The following is a 19869-nucleotide window of genomic DNA, read 5'->3' as shown; positions in this document are numbered from 1 at the left end:
CAGGACTTCAGCTGGCCAGCAACGCCGCCACTTCGCGCGCGTTCTTGCACGGCAAGAGCGAACTGCTTACCAGACGGGTGCCGAAAGCGTCATTGAGGCGTGAGGCCACCTGTTTGATATGCGGCAGCTTCAGCCCCATGGCGATAAACGCCGTCTCTTCCCCCCATTCCGGGCGCGGGGTCACGCCGATCGCCTGCCAGTAAATGGTCAGGATCTCGGCGCTGCGCGCCAGCGGCGCGTTCGGCGGCGGGGCCGCGCAGGCGTTCAACGCCGGCGCGGTTTGCTGGTGGCTCAGGTCGGCGCGGATGCGATGGCGGTCGGTTTTACCGTTGGCAGACAGCGGCAGCGCCTCGGCATGGATAAAGCGCGTGGGAATATGGGTACAGGGCAGATAGCCGGTGGCGAAGGCGCGGATCTCGGACAGCGGCAGCGGTTTGCCGTCACGGGTCAGATACAGGGCGCCGAGCGCCGCCTCGTTGTTCTCTCCGCTGGGATAATCCACCACTACCATATCCAGGATCGCCGGATGGCGGCGCAGCACGTCTTCGATTTCCGGCAGCGAGACGCGCACGCCGCGGATCTTCACATAGCCGTTCACTCGGGTGGCGAACATGATGTTGCCGTCCGCACGGTAGTAGCCCTGATCGCCAGTGCGGAAAGCGCGCAGCGGTTGTCCGTCCGGCCCTTCGAGGGTGATGAAATCGTGCTGCCTCAGCTCACCCTGTTCCAGGTAGCCCAACGCCAGGTTGACCCCGGCGGTATGGATGCGGCCGACCACGCCGGCCGGGCAATGGCTGCCGTCGTCATGGCAGATGAAATAACGGTTGGCGGGCAGCGGGCGGCCGTAAGGCACAGTGCCGCTCTCCTGCGGGGCGATCGGGTGCCAGATGCTCCAGATGGTGGTTTCGGTCGGCCCGCCGAGCGAGAACAGCGCGAGATCCGGGCGTAGGGTTCGCAGGGTTTGCACCGTCGCCGGCTTGATGTAGTCGCCGCCTTGCGCCACCAGACGCAGCGAACGCAGGCTGCCGGCCGTTTTGCAGGTGAGCAGCATCTCCAGAATGGCCGGCACCGAACACCACAGGCTGACCCGATGTTTTTCCACCAGATGGTTCCAGCTGATGGCGTCTTTTTCCTGATGCGGCGCCGGTAGCACCAGCGTAGCGCCGGCGCACAGCGAACCGAACAGATCGAACATCGACATATCATGGTGCGGCGGCGTGACGGAAATGAACACGTCGTCGGCGGTGACCGCCCAGCGTTGCTGGGTCTGGTGGATAACGTTGGCGGTGGCGCGGTTGTTGAGCACCACGCATTTGGGCTTGCCGGTGGTACCGGAGGTATACAGGTAGTAGCTTGCGGCCAGGCTGGCGCTGCGTTCCACCAACGTCTGTTCATCCGGCAGCGCAGGCGCGCGATCCGTCGGCGCCAGCAGGATCGCCGGCGTCACGCCGATCGGCGTCTCCAGATCGCCGCCGTGCACCACCAGCGTTGGCCGGCAGTTCTCCAGCAGGTAGGCGGTGCGTTCCGGCGGTGAGTTGATATCGATAGGCACCCAGATCACGCCCTGCAGGGCGCAGGCGAGGCTGAAGATGATCTGTTCTGGGCTGCGCGGCAGATACAACGCCACCACGTTGCCCGGCTGCACGCCGCGGCTTTGCAGGTTGGCGATCGCCGTGGCGATCCGCTGGCCCAGTTCGCGGTAGGTCAGCGTCTGTTCGCCGCAGATCAGCGCGTTGCCGCCGTTTTGTGCGCCAAACAGCCGCTTGGCCAGCTGCGCCAGATAAGGATAAGGCGCGTAATTCGCTTCGCTGTCGTTGTGGCGATAATGCGCCAGATCGATGAAATCTCGCGGCGCGATCGCCAGGTCGGCGCGTTGGCAACTGCGCAGGATGCGTCGCTGCAACGCCGCCAGCATGGCTTCTACCTGCTCGCCGTGCAGCGCCTGTTCGGCGTAGTCCACGCACAGCTGCAGGTTTTTTTCGCTGTCCAGCGTCAGGCGAATATCGATGGCGACCTGCGGCGTTTGGGTCAGGCCGTAGTGAAAGCGCACCGGCGCCTCGGCCGGCAGCGTTTCCCAACCCAGACAGTTGGTCAGGATCACCGGCAGCGCCGGGCCGCCCTGGCTTTGGCCGAGCAACTGCCGCGCCAGATCGACGCCGGAAAACGCCAGGTGGTCGAGCGCGCCGAGCACGTCGTCCTGCAGGGCTTGCGCGCGCTGGATAAAATCTTCGCCGTGACGGGAATAGCGCACCGCCACGAAGCTGGAGGCGTTGCCCAAGGCACCAGTCGGCGGCGGGGAACGCTACCGGCACCCGACGCACAGCTCACCGTCGGTGGTCCAGTGGGCCAGCGTATCGAGGACCAGCGCCGAGAGCAGGCTGTTGCGCAGCAGCGCATGCGGCGATCCCAGGCGGCCAAGCTGTTTTACCGTATCGCGCGGTAGCGTCAAGGTGGCGCGGCGATAGCGTGATGAGGTGAGATTGGCGAGCGGGGCGCGCCACGGCAGTGCCGACGGGGTGGTGACATCTTGCAGCTTTTCACGCCAGTAGGCGGCATCGGCCTGGCGCTGCGCCGCCGATGCGGCGGGGGGCGGCAGTGCGGCGGCGGTCGACGTCAGAGGGCGATCGTCGAACAGGCGCGCGATCACGGTGGAGATCCCCTGGCCGTCGAGGATCAAGGCATCAAAGCTGGTAAAGATCAGCATATCGTACGGCGATCCCGTCGGATCCTGCTGTTCGGCAAGTTGGATCACGGCGATGCGCCACAGCGGTTGGCTCGGATCGTGGCGCTGGTGGGAGTAGCGCTCGCGCAGCTGTTCGACCTGGCGCTGCGCCGTTTCGCCATCAAGGGCGCGCAGATCGTGGCGATCCAGATGCAGCGTGGTTTCCGGGCGTACGTGCTGCGTGCCGCGCTGCACATCGATGCAGGTGCGCAACGCCGGGTAGTGCTGTACCAGCTCGGTCAGACGCGCTTCAAGGCGCGGTACATCCTGCTGCCGGGCGCGGTATTCGCGAAAGTCGTGCATCGCTACGCCGCCGAGCGGCCATCGATCGCTGCGGCCCAGAAGGTAGGCCTGCTGAAGTGCGGTTAATGGTGTCTCCATGGTACTTCCCTATAGTCGCTAACCGATTAAAACGAGCCGGGCACCGTGCGCCCGGAAACCGATCTCAGTGCTGCGGCGCCAGCGCGGCGAGCAGCGTTTTCGCATGCCTTCCTGCCTCGGGCGACCGTTGGCAGATCAACGCCGCCAGCGCCGCCGGGGAGGGATGCGCCGTCAGATCCTGCGCCGTCAGCGCCGCCGCCAGATACTTGTTGAGCACCGTCAGCAGCGCGTTCACCCCGGCATCCGGCAAGGCCAACCGGCGGATATCGTCGTGGTCGCGCACATTGGCCTCGGGAGCCACCCGCGCCAGCAGCCGGTGCAGCACCTGGCGCACCGGCGCCTGCTGCGCCAGCGCGTCGGGCGTGCATTGCGCCAGCAGCTGCGACAGCGGGCGATCGAACGCCCCCGCTTGCCGCGCGGCCAGGTGCAGCAGCGCCCGGTAACAGGCCAGCAGGCGCGGCAGCACGTGCTCGGGGAACGCGTCCAGCCGCACGTCCCAGTTGATCAGAATGCCGTCGTCGACGTGGGCGACCTGCGCATCCAGCGCCACCTGCGGCCCCTGAGAGATCACCCAACCGAGACGGCCAAAGGTGTTGGTGACCCGTTCGGAAAACAGCGTTTTGCCGCGGATGCCGAAACCGGCGGTAAACACCACCGGCGAAGGCTGCAGGCTGCCGTGCAGGCGCGACAGATCGCGCATCACGCTGACGCCGGGGTAATCCGCATGCTCGATCAGCTCCGCCAGCTGCGTCATCAGGCGCCGGCAGAAGGCGTTCAGGTTTTCCGTCGGGTTCAGTTCCACGCCGAGCAGCACCAGGTTAGAGAAATCGCCGATGAGGCGATGTGCGTCCTCCCGTTCGCTCTCGCGGTGGAACAGCGGCACGTTGAGCCGGAAGCGCGTCATGTTCCAACCCTGGCCGACGGCCAGCGCGAACAGCGCCAGAAACAGCGTCGAGAGGGAGGTGTGGTGCCGCTTGGCCACACTCTCCAGCGCGCGGCTTTCTTCTGCATTCAGCTGTACGGCCAGGCGATCGCTGCGGCAGCGGTCCGGCGTGCGCAGCAGGCGCGGCGCCGGCGGCACCTGCGCCAGGCGTTCACGCCACCAACGTTGGCCGCGTTCGCGCCGCTGGCGCAGCGCCACGTCGGCGTCGCGTCGTTCGAGGTGATCGAAGTAGGCCGGCGGCGCGTCATGGGCTGGGGCCGCCGGACACTGGTGATAAAACGCCGTCAGATCTTCCATCAACAGGCGAAAGCTCATGGCATCGCCGGCGATCATGTCGAGATCGACATGCAGGCGGCTGCGTCCTTCCGGCAACAGGCTCAGGCTGATATCGCAGGGAACGCCCTGTTCCAGCGGCAGCAACTGGGTGCTTTTCGCCTGGCGTTTGGCGGCGAGCGCGGCCGCCTGCGTTGCTTCATCGGCGTGTCGCCAGTCGTCGAGATGCAAGGTATGTCGGGGGCCGGGAGACGCGATCGTCTGCCGGCCATCGTCGGTAATGCGCAGGCGCAACAGCGGATGACGCAGGTACAACGCCTCGACGGCCTGGCGCAGCCGAGCGATATCCAGCTCGCCGCCGTCGAACTCCGCATACAGATGGGCGGCCATGCCGCCCAGAGGGGGAGCGGACTGTCGGCCAACCCAATAGGCGGCCTGCATCGTGGTCAAAGCTTTCATCGGGTATCCATTTTGATTCAGCCAACGAGACTGCAAGAATATATCCAAATGTTAATAGGAATGAAAATTATTATTATTTGATCCATTTGACGCGAGGGTGCTATCTATAAGGGGTTTTAGCTGTAACGGGCAGGCATGGGGTTGGGTGTGAATAATTTATTCATATTATTCTTAGCATTGTAATTATTGCCTGTTGTTTCAGCGCTTGTTTTACCTGCGAAAGTATAAGGTTTTCTGGCGGTTATCGTGGCCGCTCTCACACCTTTATTGATAATGATTTGCATTAGAAAATGCAAAATATTATCATTCTTAACATTATTTTACGTTTTTATACAAGCCGTCGGCCGCTCCGCCGGCGGCTTGGCCGTGGACGGGCCGCGCCCGTTCGGCCGCGCAAGGCATAGGTTTGCCGCAGGGATAAGCAACAGCAAGGTCGGGAAGGCCGCAGCGTCATGGTCTGTGTGAGTGTCGATGTAGGTTGTGTAAAAAAAATCAAATTTTGTGCACCTCTGGGATGAAAGGAGAAGACATCTATGGGCAAGCATTTTGCGGCTCAACGGCATGAAAGCGTAGGAAACGGGGAAAAGGCGGGGTTAAGAGCCATTGGGGCATTTTCCTCGGTATTTTTAGGCGTGTGTTCACTGGCGATCGGTAACGTCAACGCGGCGGAAACGAAGAGCAACGAAACCTACCAGGACGCGGAAACGCTGCTGGTCACCGGTGAGAAGATCAAACGTTCCATTTTCGACACCGGCTCCAGCGTGCAGGTGTTCGACAGCAACCGCATCGCCTCGATGCCCGACGCGGTGCAGATCCCCGATCTGCTGCGCATGACCCCCAACGTGGTGGATCTGGGCATCGGCAACGAACTGCCGACCGTGCGCGGTATCGACGGTTCCGGCCCGAACGTCGGGGCCAATGCTTTCCTCAGCGGCACCCGCCCGCGCCTCAATCTGTCGTTGGACGGCCGTTCGCTGACCTATAACGAACAGGCGTTCGGCCCGCAGTCGCTGTGGGATCTGGATCGCGTCGAAGTGTTCCTCGGCCCGCAAAGCTACATCCAGGGGCGCAACGCCATCGCCGGCGCCATCGTCATGGCCAGTAAAGACCCGACCTTCGAATGGGAAAGCGCCTTCAAGGGCGGAGCCGGCAACCAGCACTCGTCACAGTTGGCCGCCATGGCGTCTGGCCCGCTGGTGGAGGAGCAGCTGGCGTTCCGCGTCAGCGTCGATCGCCAGCGCCGCCGCAGCGAGGCTGACCTGCCGGCCTATGCGCCAGTGGGCGATCCGCGTGAAGTGGAAGCCACCACCGCCCGCGCCAAGCTGTTGTTCAATCCGGCCGGCCTGCGCGATCTGACCACCAAGCTGACCTTTAACCACTTCGGCAGCACCGCACCGCAAAACGAAAGCCTCAACCCGCAGCCGCATCCGACCAATCCGCGTCACGATCCGCGCCGCGCCGTGTTCAAAAGCAACATGAACAGCACTATCTGGGATCTGGCCTGGGAGGCCTCCGATGCGCTGACGTTTGAAAACCGCGTTATCTACACCGATTTCAACATCAACCGTCCTACCGCTTACAACATCCAATACGCCGAGATCGACGGCCAGGAAGTTCACGTGGAGCCGGTGGTGCGCTTCGGCGGCGCGGACAGCCGCCTGCACGGGCTGGCGGGGCTGCGTTATTTCCACGGCACGCAGGATGAGTTCGTCAACATTTTCGGCGGCTCGACCTTCAAGGATAAAACCGATACCCATTCGGCGTTCGCCGAGCTGACCTATGCGCTGACGCCGCAGGTGGACGTGACCGCCGCCAGCCGTCTGGAACGCGAACACCGTCGCCGCGACGGCGGCAGCCAGGCGGTGCGCATCGACTTCGATGAAACCTACACCGTGTTCCTGCCGAAGCTGGACGTGGCCTGGAAACCGACGGATACCCAAACCTACGGCGCCAAGATCGCACGCGGCTATAACGCCGGCGGTGGCGGCATCACGATCGGCACGCCGGTGGTCAGTTACACCTACGGTTCCGAGTATGTCTGGAACTACGAGCTGTACACCCGTCATCACCTGAAAGACGCCAACGTGGTGCTGACGGGTAACATCTTCTACAACGATTACAAAGACATGCAGCTGCCGTACTCGCTGGGTGAGAACTCCAGCGTGATCCGCAACGCCGACAAGGTGGAAACCTACGGGGCGGAAATCGGCGCCACCTGGCAGCCGCGCTGGGACTTCGAGCTGTTCGGCAACCTCGGCCTGCTGAAAACCGACATCAAAAAGTTCTCGGGCAGCGGCGTGGAAGGGCATGAACTGGCGCGCGCGCCGGCTTACACCGCCAACATGGGGGCCAAGTATCAGTTCCTGAAAGGGTGGGAGCTGAGCAGCAACGTGGCGTTCACCGACTCCTACTATTCGCAATACGACAACGACTCGCGCGGGCGCATCGGCTCCTATTGGACGGCCAACGCCCAGCTGGCTTACACCTTCGACTACGGCCGCGCCACGCTGTATGCGAAGAACCTGTTTGACTCCGACCGCCGCGAGATGGTCAGAAGCAATGACATTTACACGGCGACTCTCCAGCGAGGCCGCCTGGTCGGTGCAGCGGTTGAGCTGACTTTCTAACGCTATCGCGGTGACGGGGGACGAATGTCCCCCGTTTTATGCGCTATCCCGGCACGGCCGGGCAAAGGAGATAACGCAGTGATCGGTGATTTTGACAGCATTCTGAGCGATGAAGAGGCCCAGCGGCTGGAGAGCGCGTTTCAGGCGCTGGGCGCGGCGTCGGCCAACGGCGAGCGGCCGGTAAGCGAAGCCGAAGAGCGGGCATGGTTCGCCCATCTGCAGCAGGGTGACGCACGCGGGCAGCGGGCGCTGGCCTGGCGCCTGACGGGGGAAGTGGATATCGCCCGGCTGGCGGCGGCGCTGCAGGCGCTGGTGCGGGAGACGCCGGGCGTGGACGTGCGCTATGTTTTTGATGACGAAAACGGGCTGGTTAAACGCCCCGCCGGCTCGGCACCGTTGCCGGTGAGCCTTCGTCAGGTGGCGGACGAACAACACGCCATGGGTTGCCTGCTGCAGGCGCAGGCAACGCCGTTTGAACTGGAAAACGAAGCGCCGCTGCGCGGCTTGCTGTTGCTCACGCCGGGCGATGCCGTGATTTTGGGCGTGGTCTTGCATGACATCCTGGCGGAAACGCTGCCTTGGCGCCACCTGCCGGCGATGCTGTCCGCCCGTTACAACGGGGATGTGATGTCTCTGCCTTTCGCGGCGGAGCCGGTCGAGCTGGCGGAAACCCCGGAGCCGCAACTGCCCTGGGCGCGCCAGGCGGTCTCGCTGCAGGATTACCGCAGCCCGGCGCCGCGTGCTGAAGCGTTGCCGCCGGTGGGCGCGCGCGTGGTCACGCGCATTGATCGCTCGCTGTTGCCCGCCAACGACACGCCGCGGGCCTTGCTGGCGGCGGTGGCGGCGCGGTTTGCCGAGTTCGTCGCCGCGCAGGCCGGCGGCCAAGCGGTGCAGCTGTGTGTGCCGGCCGCGGAAACGGCGGAGTTCGTCGGCCTGGAGCTTGGCCTGACGGCGCCGCCGCTGATGCGCCTGACCGTGCAGCATGGCGAGAGCGACGTCGGGCAGCGGCTGCTGGTGCAGGCCGTGGCTGAACAGCCGGACCCGCAACGGGCGCAGCTGCTGGTGGCCTGGCGCGACGATCTGGCCGCAGAGTGGCGGCTGGAAGGCGTTCACGCCGAGCGCATGTTGCTGCCGCCGCTGCATACGCCGTTTGAACTGGCGCTGCTGTTGGGCTTGCCAGAGGCGGAAGCGCTGACGCTCGAGCTGGTCACCGATCCGCGCCTGTCTCCCCATGTGGCGCCTTTCCTGCTGGAGCAGTTCAGCGCGTTCCTGGCCGGGCAGCGGATTGCCGTCGCCTTGCCGGCGGCTGAGGCCGCTTCCCCGGCGATGGCCGCGCCGGCGGCGAACGGCGAGGCGGACGAAAGCGTTGCACCGCTGATTTTGCAGGAGTTCCGTGAGGCGCTGGTGGCGCCGGAAATGACCCTGGATGAAGACTTCTTCGATCGCGGCGGCCATTCGCTGGTCGCCACCCGGGTGATCGGCCGCTTGTTGAGCCTGCATCAGATCGAAATCAACATTAACGATCTGTTCAGCCATCCGACGGCGCGCGGGTTGGCGGGCTACGCCAAACGCCTGAACGTCGCGCAGCCGAATGCCCCGGTGGCCGCCGCCGACGATCATGATCGCGCGCAGGCGCCGCTGTCGCTGGCGCAGGAATCGCTGTGGAAGGTGTATGAAGCCTTCGGCCATGACGAGATTTTCAACCTGCCGTTCTCTCTGCGCTTCTTCGATGCGGTGGATGAAACGGCGCTGCATCAGGCGTTTATCGACGTCATGACTCGCCATACCGTGCTGCGTTCACGCTTTGTCGAGCAGCAGGGCGAGGTGGTGCAGGTGGTGGTGCCGGCTGCTGAACTCGCGGACTACTCGTGGTTCCGCTTCTCGCACGAGACGCCGGCGGGCAACGCCGCCGCCCTGTTGGCCGATGCCGGCCAGCACCGGTTCGATCTGGCCGCCGAGCTGCCGCTGCGCGTCACGCTGCTGCGCGATGCGGACAACGGCCAACAGCTGCTGTCGCTGCTGTTCCACCATGTGGTGCTGGATGAATGGTCGCTCAACCTGATGATGGATGAGCTGGGCATCGCCTACCGCCATCGCGTCGTCGGCCAGGCGCCGCAGTGGAGCGGGCAACCGCCGCAGTTCCACACCTTCGCCCGGCAGCAGCGGGCCTCCGGGGTGCAGCAGCAACATCTGGACTACTGGCTCGATGCGCTGCGCGGCGCGCCGGTCGGCCAGCCGATCTTCCTGCAAGAACCCTCTACCCACCCGGCAGTGCCGGCGCCGGCGGACGTCAACGGCGGCTGGCTGGAGTTCGAGGTCGATCCCGCCGTGGCGGAAGGCCTGTATCAGCTCGCTCGCCGCAACAACTCTTCGCTGTTCAACGTAGTGTATGCCGGGATTACCTCGGCGCTGCGCCTGCTGGGCGGCCCGGCGGATCTGCTGGTGGGCACTTCGACCTCCGGCCGTAACGACGCCGAGTTCTTCGATACCGTCGGCTACTTCACCACCGTGGTGGTGCACCGCGTGCGCTTTGACGAAGGGCTGACGGTGGCCGGCTTGGTCAGCCAGGTGAAAAACACCATCAACGGCTCGCTGCCATACACCGACATTCCGATTGATCTGGTGGAGGAAGGGCTGTTCGGCGTGGACGCCGACCGCAAGAACCACATGTTCGAAGTGTTCATCCAGATCCACAGCCGCATCAAGCTGAACGGCGAGTTCCAGCTGCAGGACGGCAGCGCGATCGCCTACCGGCAGGTGGAGCCGGAAAAAGCCGAATCGTTGCTCGGCCTGCAGTTTGAGGTGATGGAAGACGATCTGGCGGGGGCGAAATCCCTGCGGGTGATGATGACCTACCGCCAGGATCACTACAGCCGGGAGCAGGCCAATCTGATCGCCGACGGCGTTCAGCACGTCTTTACCCAGTTTGCGCAGCACATCGCTGGCGATATCGCTCTGGCGGCGCTGCCGCCCGGGCCGCAGGCATGACGTTGTTTCACTCTAACCGAAAGCATGATTTTCAAGGAGATAAAAGGATGTCTGGAACCCTAGCAACCCCGCGCGCGTTACTGTCGCTGCTGGTGGCGGCCTCTCTGGTGGTCGCCGGCGCCGCGCAGGCCGACGATGCCGGCATCAAACCGCAGGACATCAAGCGCCAGGCGCTGTCGTCGACGGTGGTGGAGATGGCCTACAGCACCTCGCAACAGGCGCTGTTCGTCAGTGCGCCGGACTGGAAGGAAGAGGCGCGCTCCCGCGTGCTGCGGCTGGATCCCAACACCCTGGCGATCAAGGCGGAGATCCCGCTGCAGGTGAAAGGCTTCGGCGTGGCGCTGAACGACGCGGGCAATCGCCTGTACCTGACGCAGGCCTTCAACGGCGAAGTCGGGGTGGTGGACACCACCACCAACCACGCGCTGGGCAGCATCAAGTTGCTGGACAAAGCGGTGCTGGAGCAGGCTTACAAGCAGGCGGGCATCAGCGGCAAGCGTCTGGATTTCCTGTTGGCGGAGCTGAAGAAGTTTAAAATCACCGAGGACTACCTGTACCGCCTCCGCGAGCTCAAGTATGACGCGCAAAGCGGCCGTCTGTTCCTGCCGGGGCTGGGCTTCGGCGTCGACAGCGTGCTGTATGTGGTCGATACCAAGGCCGGCAAGCTGGAGAAAGTGATCCCGGGCTTCGGCTACAACGCGGTGGGCATCACGCTGGATGAGAAGGGCCGCCGGGTGTTCGTCTCCAACATGCAGGGGCAGGTGATCACCCTGAACGCCGACACGCTGGCGATCACCGCCACGCACGAAGTGCAGGCCGATCAGCTGCTGAACCTGGTGTATGACCCGGCGAGCAATCGCCTGCTGGGCGTCGATCAGGGCATCGACCGCGACGACTACCGCAATCATCATCTGGGGCACGACTATGTGAAGCGCAGTAGCGGCCACCGGGTATTCGCGCTGGATGCGGACAGCGGAAAAGTGCTGGCCAGTGAGCTGACGGATGAGGTGCCGATCGGCCTGCTGCTCGATGAGCGTAGCCAGCGGCTGTATGTCGCCAACCGCAAAGGCGTGCGCGTGGATCACGGCGCCGGCACGCTGACGGTGTTTGACGCCAAGACCCTCAAGCGCCTGCAAACCGTAGACCTGCCGCCGCACCCTAACAGCTTGGCGTTGGATCCGAAAGGCGACGCGCTGTTCGTGACGGTGAAAAACGACGGCGCTGCCACCAAGGCCGGCAAGCCGGAAAGCGTGGTGCGCATTCAGCTGCACACCAGGTAACTGAATTGCAAAGGTAAAAAAGGGGTGCTGAGCACCCCTTTGTCGTTGGGTTATGTCATCAGAAGTGGGTGTTGATGCTCATGTAGTAGGTGCGGCCCGGTTCGTTGTAGGTGGCCGCGCCCGCGCCGGCGATGTTGATCACGCCGGTGTTTGGGTCACCCACGTTCTGCGCGTTGCCGGCGCGGAACTGGCGTTTGTCGAACAGGTTGTCGATGCCGGCGGTGAGGCTGACGTTTTTAGTCAGGTCATAGGTCGCGCTGGCGCCGACGATGGCGTAAGGGCTGACCTCGCGGGTTTCGCCGCCGGTGGCCGGTTTACCCTGATAGTTGTACTTCTTCGGCTTCTGCCGGCCGTACCAGGTTAAAGTGGACTGCATCGACAGATCCTGCGTGGCCTGCCAGCTGAGGGTCGAGTTGACGGTGAACTTCGGGATCACCGACAGGTAATCGCCGGTAGTCTTGTTCTTGTTCTCGATCATGTAGGTGGCGTTGTTGCTCCAGGTGACGGTCTCGCTGACCGGCACGTTCAATGAGCCCTCTAGCCCCTGCACCACCGCCTTCGGCACGTTTTCCCACTGGTAGACCGCTGTATTTTTGCTGCTGGTGGCGATGCGCGAGTTACCCGCCTCAATCTTGTTGTGGTAATCGTTGCGGAAGTAGGTCACGCCGGCCAGCCAGCCCTCGTTATGGAATTCCAGCCCGATCTCTTTGTTAACGCTGGTTTCCGCTTTAAGATCGTCGTTGCCGAGCAGGTAGCAGCCGTTTTTGGTATCGCTGCCGGCACATCCCTGGCCTTTGCTGTACAGCAGGTAGTTGCCGTTGGTTTGGAACAGCGTCGGGGCTTTATAGGAACGCGCGATGCCCATCTTCAGCGTGAAGTAATCACCTAGTTCCTGCGACAGGTTCAGCGCCGGGCTCCAGTTGTTGCCGGATTCCGAATGCAGATCGTAGCGCAGACCCGGCGTCAGCATGGTGGTGTCGGTCAGCTCAATGTTGTCTTCGGCGAACAGCGAGAAGATATGCGCGGAAGCGTAAGGGCTGCGCGTGCCGGTGGTCATGCCGGGAATGGTGCCGCCCATCAGCGTTTGGCTGGTGGAGGTGCCGTCTTTCATCCGCTGCTGGGTCCATTCGGTGCCCAGCGTGGCGGTTTGCGCGACGCCCAGCTCAAACGGCACGCTGACTTCGCTGTGCGCCAGGAAGTCGTCCAGCTTGGTGGTGCCGAAACCGGTGTTCTTGGTGTCGAAGATGCCTTCGGTGCCGCCGGCCAAGCCCTCGTTCAGGCGGGTGTTGCGGGTGCGTTCAAACTGAACGTAGTTGTTGGTGCTCACGCCGTTGTCCCAGGCGCCGCGATGGGTCAGACCGAAGGTTTCACGGTAGATGCGGTTGGTCTCTTTGCCGTAGTTGCTCTGCACCAGGTCGTTGCTGTTGGTGTTCTGGGTATCGCCGGCGTACAGGTTGCCCTGGCGGCCGTAGGCGTACTCGAACTCCAGCGACTGCAGATGGGCGAAATCCCAGTGCAGCAGGGCGTCGATGTTTTTATCGATAACCCCTTCGCGGCCAGCGGGAACGCTATTTTCATAACTAGGAGTGGTTGCTGTGGCTGCAGCGCGGTACGACTTATGCGATTCGTTAATGTCCCAGGCGTCGGCCTGCGTTTTGCTGTAGCCGCCGAACAGGCGGAAGCTCAGGGAATCGCTCAGCGGGCCGGACAGGCTGAAGTCAGTGCGCTTGGTGGCGCCTTCCTGCTTGTGCTGCGGCACGTTGAAGTAGCCGTTCAGCGAGCCGTGCAGCGCATCGCCGGCTTTCTTGGTGATGATGTTGACCACGCCGCCCGCGGCGCCGTTGCCGTAGCGTGCAGCAGCGGGGCCGCGCAGCACTTCGATGCGTTCGATCATTTCCGGCGGCACCCAGGCGGTATCGCCGCGGGAGTCGCGTTCGCCGCGCCAGCCCTGACGCACCGAGTTGCGGCTGGAGGCCGGTTTGCCGTCGATCAGAATTAGGGTGTTTTCCGGGCCCATGCCGCGGATATCGATCTGGCGATTGTTGCCGCGCTGGCCGCTGGTGGAGTTGCCGGTCAGGTTAACCCCGGGCATGGTGCGGATCAGTTCGCTGATGTCGCGCGCCGGCGGGCGTTTTTTGATCTCGTCGGCGGTGATGGTGGACACCCCTGGCGCCTGCAGGTTCTGCCGGGCGGCGGTCACGACGATGGTGTCTTCGCCGCGCGGCTTTTTATCCGTGGTGCCGCTGTTTTCTTCCGTGGTGGGGGTGTCGGTCTGCTGCGCGGCGCTGGCGAACGCGGACGCGCCCAATCCCAAGCCGATAAGAGTGGCTAAAGAATAACGTGATAGCTTGCTTTTCATCTGAGTGTCCTACCTTGCTGCCCTCCCTCGCCGAATGGGGGAAAGGCGGTTGTAGTTTTTGTGTAGTCGGAATAGAAAATCGGCTGCGGCAAGGGATGCCATTGATGTATCCCCGATCCCTGTCCGTTGCGCGCAATACCAGCACGATCTCCAAGCCTTACACACTATTGCAAATGCAAATTATTATCAATAGTATTTGGCCTACAGTGTGTTCGGGCGGTGGCCGGCGATAGGGAAAAGTCGACGTTCCCGGTGCCGCCAACTACAAAATGGGTAGGCGTTGTGAATACAGAACTAGAGTCAGAAAGCAGCAGATTATTAGCCAGCAGCAATGCGGGCAGTCCAGGGTGGTGGTTGACGGTGGCACGACGCGGTACGCCATGGGTAGAACCGGCGGGTAACGGCCGGTGGCGAACCACCTTTTTCTGGCGCGATCCGCAGGGATGCGAATTGACTTCCGCCTACCGCCGGGTGTGGATCAACATCAACTGCCTGACCGACCATCACCAGCCGAATCCGCCGCAAAGCCTGCAGCGTTTGGCCGGCACCGACGTATGGTACTGGCAGACCGAGCTGAACGGCGCCTGGCGCGGCAGCTACTGCTTTATTCCTTGTTTTGACGAGCGGCCGCCGGCGTTCAGCGACGACGATGCGCACGCCAACATGCACAACCTGCGTCACTGGTGGCACCAGGTGTTCGCCTGCGCCACTCCCGATCTGCTCAACCCCTATCGCTCCTGGCAAAGCGCCAGCGGCCACAGCGTTTCCGGTCTGCACATGCCGGATGCGCCGCCGCAGCCGGTGTGGCGTTCGTTCGATGAGTATGAGATCGCCAGCGGGCGCTGCACGCCGCCGCTGCCGGCGCGTTTGCAGCGCCATACCTGGCAGAGCGAGCGTCTGGGCAACAGCCGCGATGTCTGGATCTACACCACCGGCGACAGCAAGCCCGCCGAACGCCCGCTCGCGATCCTGCTCGACGGCCAGTTCTGGGCGAAGCAAATGCCAGTCTGGGCGCCGTTGATGCAACTGACCCGCGAGGGGGCGTTGCCGGAAGCGGTGTATGTGCTGATCGACATCATCGATCTGCCGCACCGGGCGCGTGAGCTGACCTGCAAGGACGATTTCTGGCTGGCGGTGCAGGAAGAACTGATGCCGCAACTGGCCGAATGGGCGCCGCACAGCGACAATCCGGCCGAGACGGTGGTGGCGGGGCAAAGCTTTGGCGGTCTGGCCTCTCTGTACGCCGGGCTGCGCTGGCCGCAGCGCTTCGGCGCGGTGATCACCCAGTCCGGCTCCTATTGGTGGCCGCGGCGCGACATGCTGCAGCTGCCGAGCATTCCCGACGACGCCTGCTGGCTGATGCAACAGGTCGAACGCCACGGCCTGGGCAACCACGGCGCGCTAAAGGTCTTTATGGAAGCCGGTTCGCAGGAAAAGCTGGTGCATCAGGTCAGCGGGCAAATGGCGGCGCGCCTGAGCGAAGCCGGCCATCGGGTGCACTACCGGGTGGTGGAAGGCGGGCACGACGCGCTGTGCTGGCGCAGCGGCCTGACCGACGGGCTGCAGGCGGTGTGGGCTTCCGCTTTCGCCACCGCTTATCCGGCATCGGTAACGACGGCGGCACAAGGAACGCAGGATGGAAAGCCTGAATCCGTTCGATGATCAACAGCAGCGCAGCCTGGTGCTGCGCAACGTACAACAACAATACAGTTTGTGGCCGGATTTCCGCGCCATTCCGTCCGAGTGGACGATCGTCTTTGGCCCGGCGGCGCGCCCCGAGTGCGCCGCGTGGCTGGAACAGCATTGGCAAGATATTCTGCCGGTCGCAGCACGCGAGGCGTGACCGGCGCCAGGTAATCACGGGAGCAATAAGCAGTGTCACACACCCCTAACTCTCTCAGCGGCCCGGCGCTTGCGGGCGAATGGCCGCTGGTCGCGGCGCAACCCGGCATCTGGGTCGCCGATCAAATCTCCCCGCATCGCAACGCCTACGCGGTCGCACATGCCATCGAACTCAACGGCCCCGTTGCCGTGGAGCCCCTGTTGCAGGCCATCACTCAGGGTCTCGGCGAGGTTGACATGCTGCGGCTGCGTTTTGCGGAACGCGACGGCGTGCCGGTGCAATGGCTGGATGACTCGCTGGCGGTGCACGAGCCGGAACTGATCGATCTGACGACGTCGCCGGAGCCCGAAGCCGCCGCGCGCGCGCTGATGGACATCGATCTGGCGAGCGATCTGCGCGCCGGCAGCGGTGCACCGCTGTATCGCCATGTGGTGATGCGCCTGGCGGATGATCGCTGGTTCTGGTATCAGCGCTATCACCATCTGCTGGTGGACGGTTTCAGCTTCACCGCCATCGCTCGCCGCGTGGCGGCGATTTATACCCACCTTTGCCGCGGCGACGCGCTGGAGCCGACGCCATTTACGGCGTTCAGCGACGTGGTGGCGGAATACCAGGCTTACCGGGAGGCGCCGGCCTGGCAACGCGACGCCGATTTCTGGCGCGAAAAAGCGCGGCAGCTGCCGCCGCCGGCCACGATCTGCCCGCAGCCGCTGGCCGGGCAAACGCCCACGCCGCGCATCCACCGGCTGGAACAGCGCTGCGATCCGCAGGCTTTTGCCGAACTGGTGCAATGCGGCGCACAGCAGAAGCTGAACGCCGCCGATATGGCGGTGGCGCTGCTGGCGCTGTGGGTGTCGCGCCTGAGCGGCCAACCGAGCTTCAGCGCCGGTTTTATCTTCATGCGCCGTACCGGCTCGGCCGCCCTGTGCGCCGCCGGCCCGGTGATCAACGTGCTGCCGATGGAGATGCATCTCGAGCCGCAGGCCACGCTGTATGAGGCCGCCGCCCGCATCAGCCGCGAGCTGAAAACGGTGCGCCGCCATCAGCGCTACGACGCCGAACAGGTGCAGCGCGATCTGGGGCGCGTCGGCGACGGCGAACCGCTGTACGGCACGGTCTTCAACTTCAAAATGTTCGATTACCAGCTGGATTTCGCCGGCATCGAGGGCATTACCCACGATCTGGCCTCCGGGCCGGTGCGCGATCTGGAGATTGCGCTGTTTATCGATGAACACCATCAGCTGAAGGTTGAGCTGCTGGCCAACGCCGAACGTTACAGCCGCCAGGAGCTGCAGGCGCACCTGCAGCGGTTGCCGCTGCTGCTGGCGCAGTTCGCCGCGCAGGCAACGTTGCCGATCGGCGAGGCCGACATGCTGACCGCCGACGATCGCGCGCTGCTGGCGCGGGTCAACGACACGGCGCATCCGGTGCCGGCGACCACGCTGAGCCAATTGCTGGCGCAGCAGGCGCAAGCCACGCCGGACGCGCCGGCGTTGGCGGATGCGCATTTCAGCTTCACCTACCGCGAAACGCGCGAGCAGGTCACGGCGCTGGCGCGCCAGCTGGTGGCGCAGGGCGTGCGGCCGGGCGACATCGTGGCGGTGGCGCTGCCGCGCTCGGTGTTCCTGTCGCTGGCGTTGATGGCGATCGTCGAAGCGGGCGCCGCCTACCTGCCGCTGGACACCGGTTATCCGGACGAGCGGCTGGCGATGATGCTGGAAGACGCCGCGCCCCGCTTGATCATCACTAACCCGGCGCAGCAGGCGCGTTTCGCCGACAAGGGCGACATGTTGCTGTATGACGCGCCGCTGGCGGCCGATCACGCCGCCGGGGTGGCGATCGCGGGCCCGACGCCGGACCATGCGGCCTATATCATCTTTACCTCCGGCTCCACCGGGCGCCCGAAAGGCGTGCTGGTCGGCCATCAGGCGATCGTCAACCGCCTGCTGTGGATGCAACACCAGTATCCGCTGGGGGCGGACGACGCGGTGCTGCAGAAAACGCCGTGCAGTTTCGACGTCTCGGTGTGGGAATTCTTCTGGCCATTGATGGTCGGCGCCCGGCTGGTGATGGCGCCGCCGGAGGCGCACCGCGATCCGCAGCAGCTGCAACAGCTGATCGCCCAACACCGCATTACCACGATGCACTTCGTACCGTCGATGCTGGCGGCTTTCGTGGCCGCCCTGGACGACGACGCGGCGGTGGCGAGCTGCGCCGCGCTGCGCCAGGTGTTCTGCAGCGGCGAAGCGCTGCCGGCGGAGCTGTGCCGCCTGTGGCAAAGCCGCAGGGCGGTGCCGTTGCACAACCTCTACGGCCCGACCGAAGCGGCGGTGGACGTGACCTGGCATCCGGCCTACGGCGAGGCGCTGGCGAGGGTGACCGGCGCCAACGTACCGATCGGCCTGCCGGTGTGGAACACCGGGCTGCGCATTCTGGACGCGCGTCTGCGGCCGGTGCCGCCGGGCGTAGCGGGCGATCTGTATCTGACCGGCGTGCAGTTGGCGCACGGCTACCTTGGCCGGCCGGATCTGACCGCCAGCCGCTTTGTCGCCGACCCGTTCGGCGAGGGCGGGCGCATGTACCGCACCGGCGACGTGGCGCGCTGGCTGCCGGACGGCGCGGTGGAATATTTGGGCCGCAGCGACGATCAGCTGAAGATCCGCGGGCAGCGTATCGAGCTGAGTGAAATCGACCACGCCCTGCTGTCGCTGCCGGGCGTGCGCCAGGCGGTGACGCATGCGCTGGTGTTGCAGGGCACGCCGGTGGACGCCGGCGGCGATACGCGTCAGCTGGTGGGCTATCTGGTGATGCAGCCCGGCGCGAGCTGGGATGCGGAAGCCCTGCGCGCGGCGCTGGCCGATCGCCTGCCGCCGCACATGGTGCCGGTGGCGTTGGTGGAAATGAGCGATTTGCCGCTGAGCGCCAACGGCAAGCTGGATCGCAAGGCCCTGCCGCAGCCGCAGGGCGGCGAGCGCAAGGCGGGGCGGCCGCCGCAGGCCGGGTTGGAAAGCGAGATCGCCGCGGTATTCGCCCGCCTGCTGCAGCGCGAGCAGGTGTTCGCCGACGACGATTTCTTCGCGCTGGGCGGCCATTCGCTGTTGGCGATGCGTCTGGCGGCAGAGCTGCGCCGCGATTTGGGCAAGGCGGTGTCCGTCGGCCAGGTGATGGTGGCGTCGCGCGTCGAGCAACTGGCCACCTTGCTGGCGGAAGATCGCACGCAGGAAGAGGCCGATCGCAGCGGCTTCGACAGCGTATTGCCGCTGCGCGTCACCGAGGGGCCGACGCTGTTCTGTCTGCATCCGGCGTCCGGTTTCTCCTGGCAGTTCAGCGTATTGCCGCGCTATCTCGACCAGCACTGGTCGCTGGTCGGCATCCAGTCGCCGCGGCCGGACGGCCCGCTGGCGCTGAGCGAAGACATGGACCAGGTGGTGGATGCGCACCTGCAGACGGTGCTGCAGGTGCAGCCGCACGGGCCGTACCACTTCATCGGTTATTCGCTCGGCGGCACGCTGGCGCAGGGCATCGCCGCCCGGCTGCAGGCGCGCGGCGAGCAGGTGGCGTTCCTCGGCCTGCTGGATACCTATCCGCCGGAGACCCAAAACTGGGACGTGATGCTGGACGACAACGTGTTGAAGGAAGTGCAGCGCGAGCGCGAACAGTTCCTGGCGGTGTCGCAGGATACGCTCGATCCGGCGCTGGGCGAGACGCGCACCATGATGTTCGACAACATCGAGGCCAACTACGCCGATTCGGTGCGGTTGCTGTCGCACACGCGGACCGCCCGCTTCCACGGCCAGGCGACGCTGTTCGTCGCCAAACGCACGCTGCAGGCAGGGATGGACGTGCAGCAAACCTGGTCGCAGTACGTCGATGCGCTGCAGGCGCACGAGCTGGACTGCGCGCATGTCGATATCGTTTCGCCGGCGTCGTTCAAAGTGCTGGGGCCGCTGCTGAACCGGATCTTGCGCACGCTGTAATGACGCCCTCATCCCGC

10 protein-coding genes are annotated in these 19869 nt (G+C 64.4%); 6 read left to right on the top strand and 4 right to left on the bottom strand.

The features are described from left to right. Positions 1 to 7: 7 nt before the first annotated feature. The 3 genes from L085_RS02545 to L085_RS02540 form a co-directional block, all read right to left on the bottom strand. On the bottom strand, positions 8 to 2278 hold the full coding sequence (locus tag L085_RS02545) for an amino acid adenylation domain-containing protein (protein WP_226988566.1): 2271 nt from the start codon (positions 2276 to 2278) through the stop codon (positions 8 to 10). 24 nt (positions 2279 to 2302) lie between these two features. After that, on the bottom strand, positions 2303 to 3103 hold the full coding sequence (locus L085_RS25665; RefSeq protein ID WP_226988565.1) for a condensation domain-containing protein: 801 nt from the start codon (positions 3101 to 3103) through the stop codon (positions 2303 to 2305). Between the two features lie 64 nt (positions 3104 to 3167). Next, positions 3168 to 4778, bottom strand: coding sequence for a condensation domain-containing protein (locus L085_RS02540; RefSeq protein WP_044029942.1), 1611 nt, complete (start codon positions 4776 to 4778; stop codon positions 3168 to 3170). A 533-nt stretch (positions 4779 to 5311) separates the two neighbouring features. On the opposite strand from L085_RS02540, the gene L085_RS02535 reads away from it, so the two are divergent. The 3 genes from L085_RS02535 to L085_RS02525 all read left to right on the top strand — a co-directional run bounded on the left by L085_RS02535 (position 5312) and on the right by L085_RS02525 (position 11673). Beyond that, entirely contained in the window at positions 5312 to 7405 is a 2094-nt protein-coding gene (locus L085_RS02535; protein WP_044029941.1) for a TonB-dependent receptor, read from the top strand. Between the two features lie 78 nt (positions 7406 to 7483). After that, positions 7484 to 10393 (top strand): condensation domain-containing protein, encoded by a 2910-nt coding sequence (locus tag L085_RS02530; protein WP_044029940.1) that lies wholly within the window; start codon positions 7484 to 7486, stop codon positions 10391 to 10393. Between the two features lie 47 nt (positions 10394 to 10440). Further along, entirely contained in the window at positions 10441 to 11673 is a 1233-nt protein-coding gene (locus L085_RS02525) for a hypothetical protein (RefSeq protein ID WP_015376340.1), read from the top strand. 58 nt (positions 11674 to 11731) lie between these two features. On the opposite strand, the gene L085_RS02520 is transcribed toward L085_RS02525, so the two are convergent. Then, positions 11732 to 14032, bottom strand: coding sequence for a TonB-dependent siderophore receptor (locus L085_RS02520; RefSeq protein ID WP_044029939.1), 2301 nt, complete (start codon positions 14030 to 14032; stop codon positions 11732 to 11734). A 282-nt stretch (positions 14033 to 14314) separates the two neighbouring features. Between L085_RS02520 and fes the strand changes: the two genes are divergently transcribed. Genes fes through L085_RS02505 form a run of 3 tightly spaced genes read left to right on the top strand, consistent with a single transcriptional unit; the run spans position 14315 to position 19852 of the window. Continuing rightward, positions 14315 to 15694: an enterochelin esterase gene (gene fes / locus L085_RS02515; RefSeq protein WP_071841595.1), complete on the top strand. Its 1380-nt coding sequence runs from the start codon at positions 14315 to 14317 to the stop codon at positions 15692 to 15694. Next, complete coding sequence (locus L085_RS02510) at positions 15669 to 15875, top strand: MbtH family protein (RefSeq protein WP_044029938.1); 207 nt, start codon at positions 15669 to 15671, stop codon at positions 15873 to 15875. Before fes ends, L085_RS02510 begins: the two co-directional genes overlap by 26 nt. 32 nt (positions 15876 to 15907) lie before the next feature. After that, a complete protein-coding gene (locus L085_RS02505; protein WP_044029937.1) occupies positions 15908 to 19852 on the top strand; it encodes an enterobactin synthase subunit F in 3945 nt (1314 codons plus the stop codon). Positions 19853 to 19869 lie beyond the last annotated feature (17 nt).

This window comes from Serratia sp. FS14 (genome assembly GCF_000695995.1).
Classification (GTDB): Bacteria; Pseudomonadota; Gammaproteobacteria; order Enterobacterales; family Enterobacteriaceae; genus Serratia; species Serratia nematodiphila.
Note: the sequence above shows the minus strand (reverse complement) of the source record. Positions and strands in the feature narration are given on the sequence as shown.

Bases quoted from the DNA above. Each gene is read 5' to 3' on its own strand.
- L085_RS25665 (WP_226988565.1), bottom strand. From the start codon at position 3,103: ATGGAGACACCATTAACCGCACTTCAGCAGGCCTACCTTCTGGGCCGC.
- L085_RS02540 (WP_044029942.1), bottom strand. From the start codon at position 4,778: ATGAAAGCTTTGACCACGATGCAGGCCGCCTATTGGGTTGGCCGACAG.
- L085_RS02535 (WP_044029941.1), top strand. From the start codon at position 5,312: ATGGGCAAGCATTTTGCGGCTCAACGGCATGAAAGCGTAGGAAACGGG.
- L085_RS02525 (WP_015376340.1), top strand. From the start codon at position 10,441: ATGTCTGGAACCCTAGCAACCCCGCGCGCGTTACTGTCGCTGCTGGTG.
- L085_RS02520 (WP_044029939.1), bottom strand. From the start codon at position 14,032: ATGAAAAGCAAGCTATCACGTTATTCTTTAGCCACTCTTATCGGCTTG.
- L085_RS02510 (WP_044029938.1), top strand. From the start codon at position 15,669: ATGGAAAGCCTGAATCCGTTCGATGATCAACAGCAGCGCAGCCTGGTG.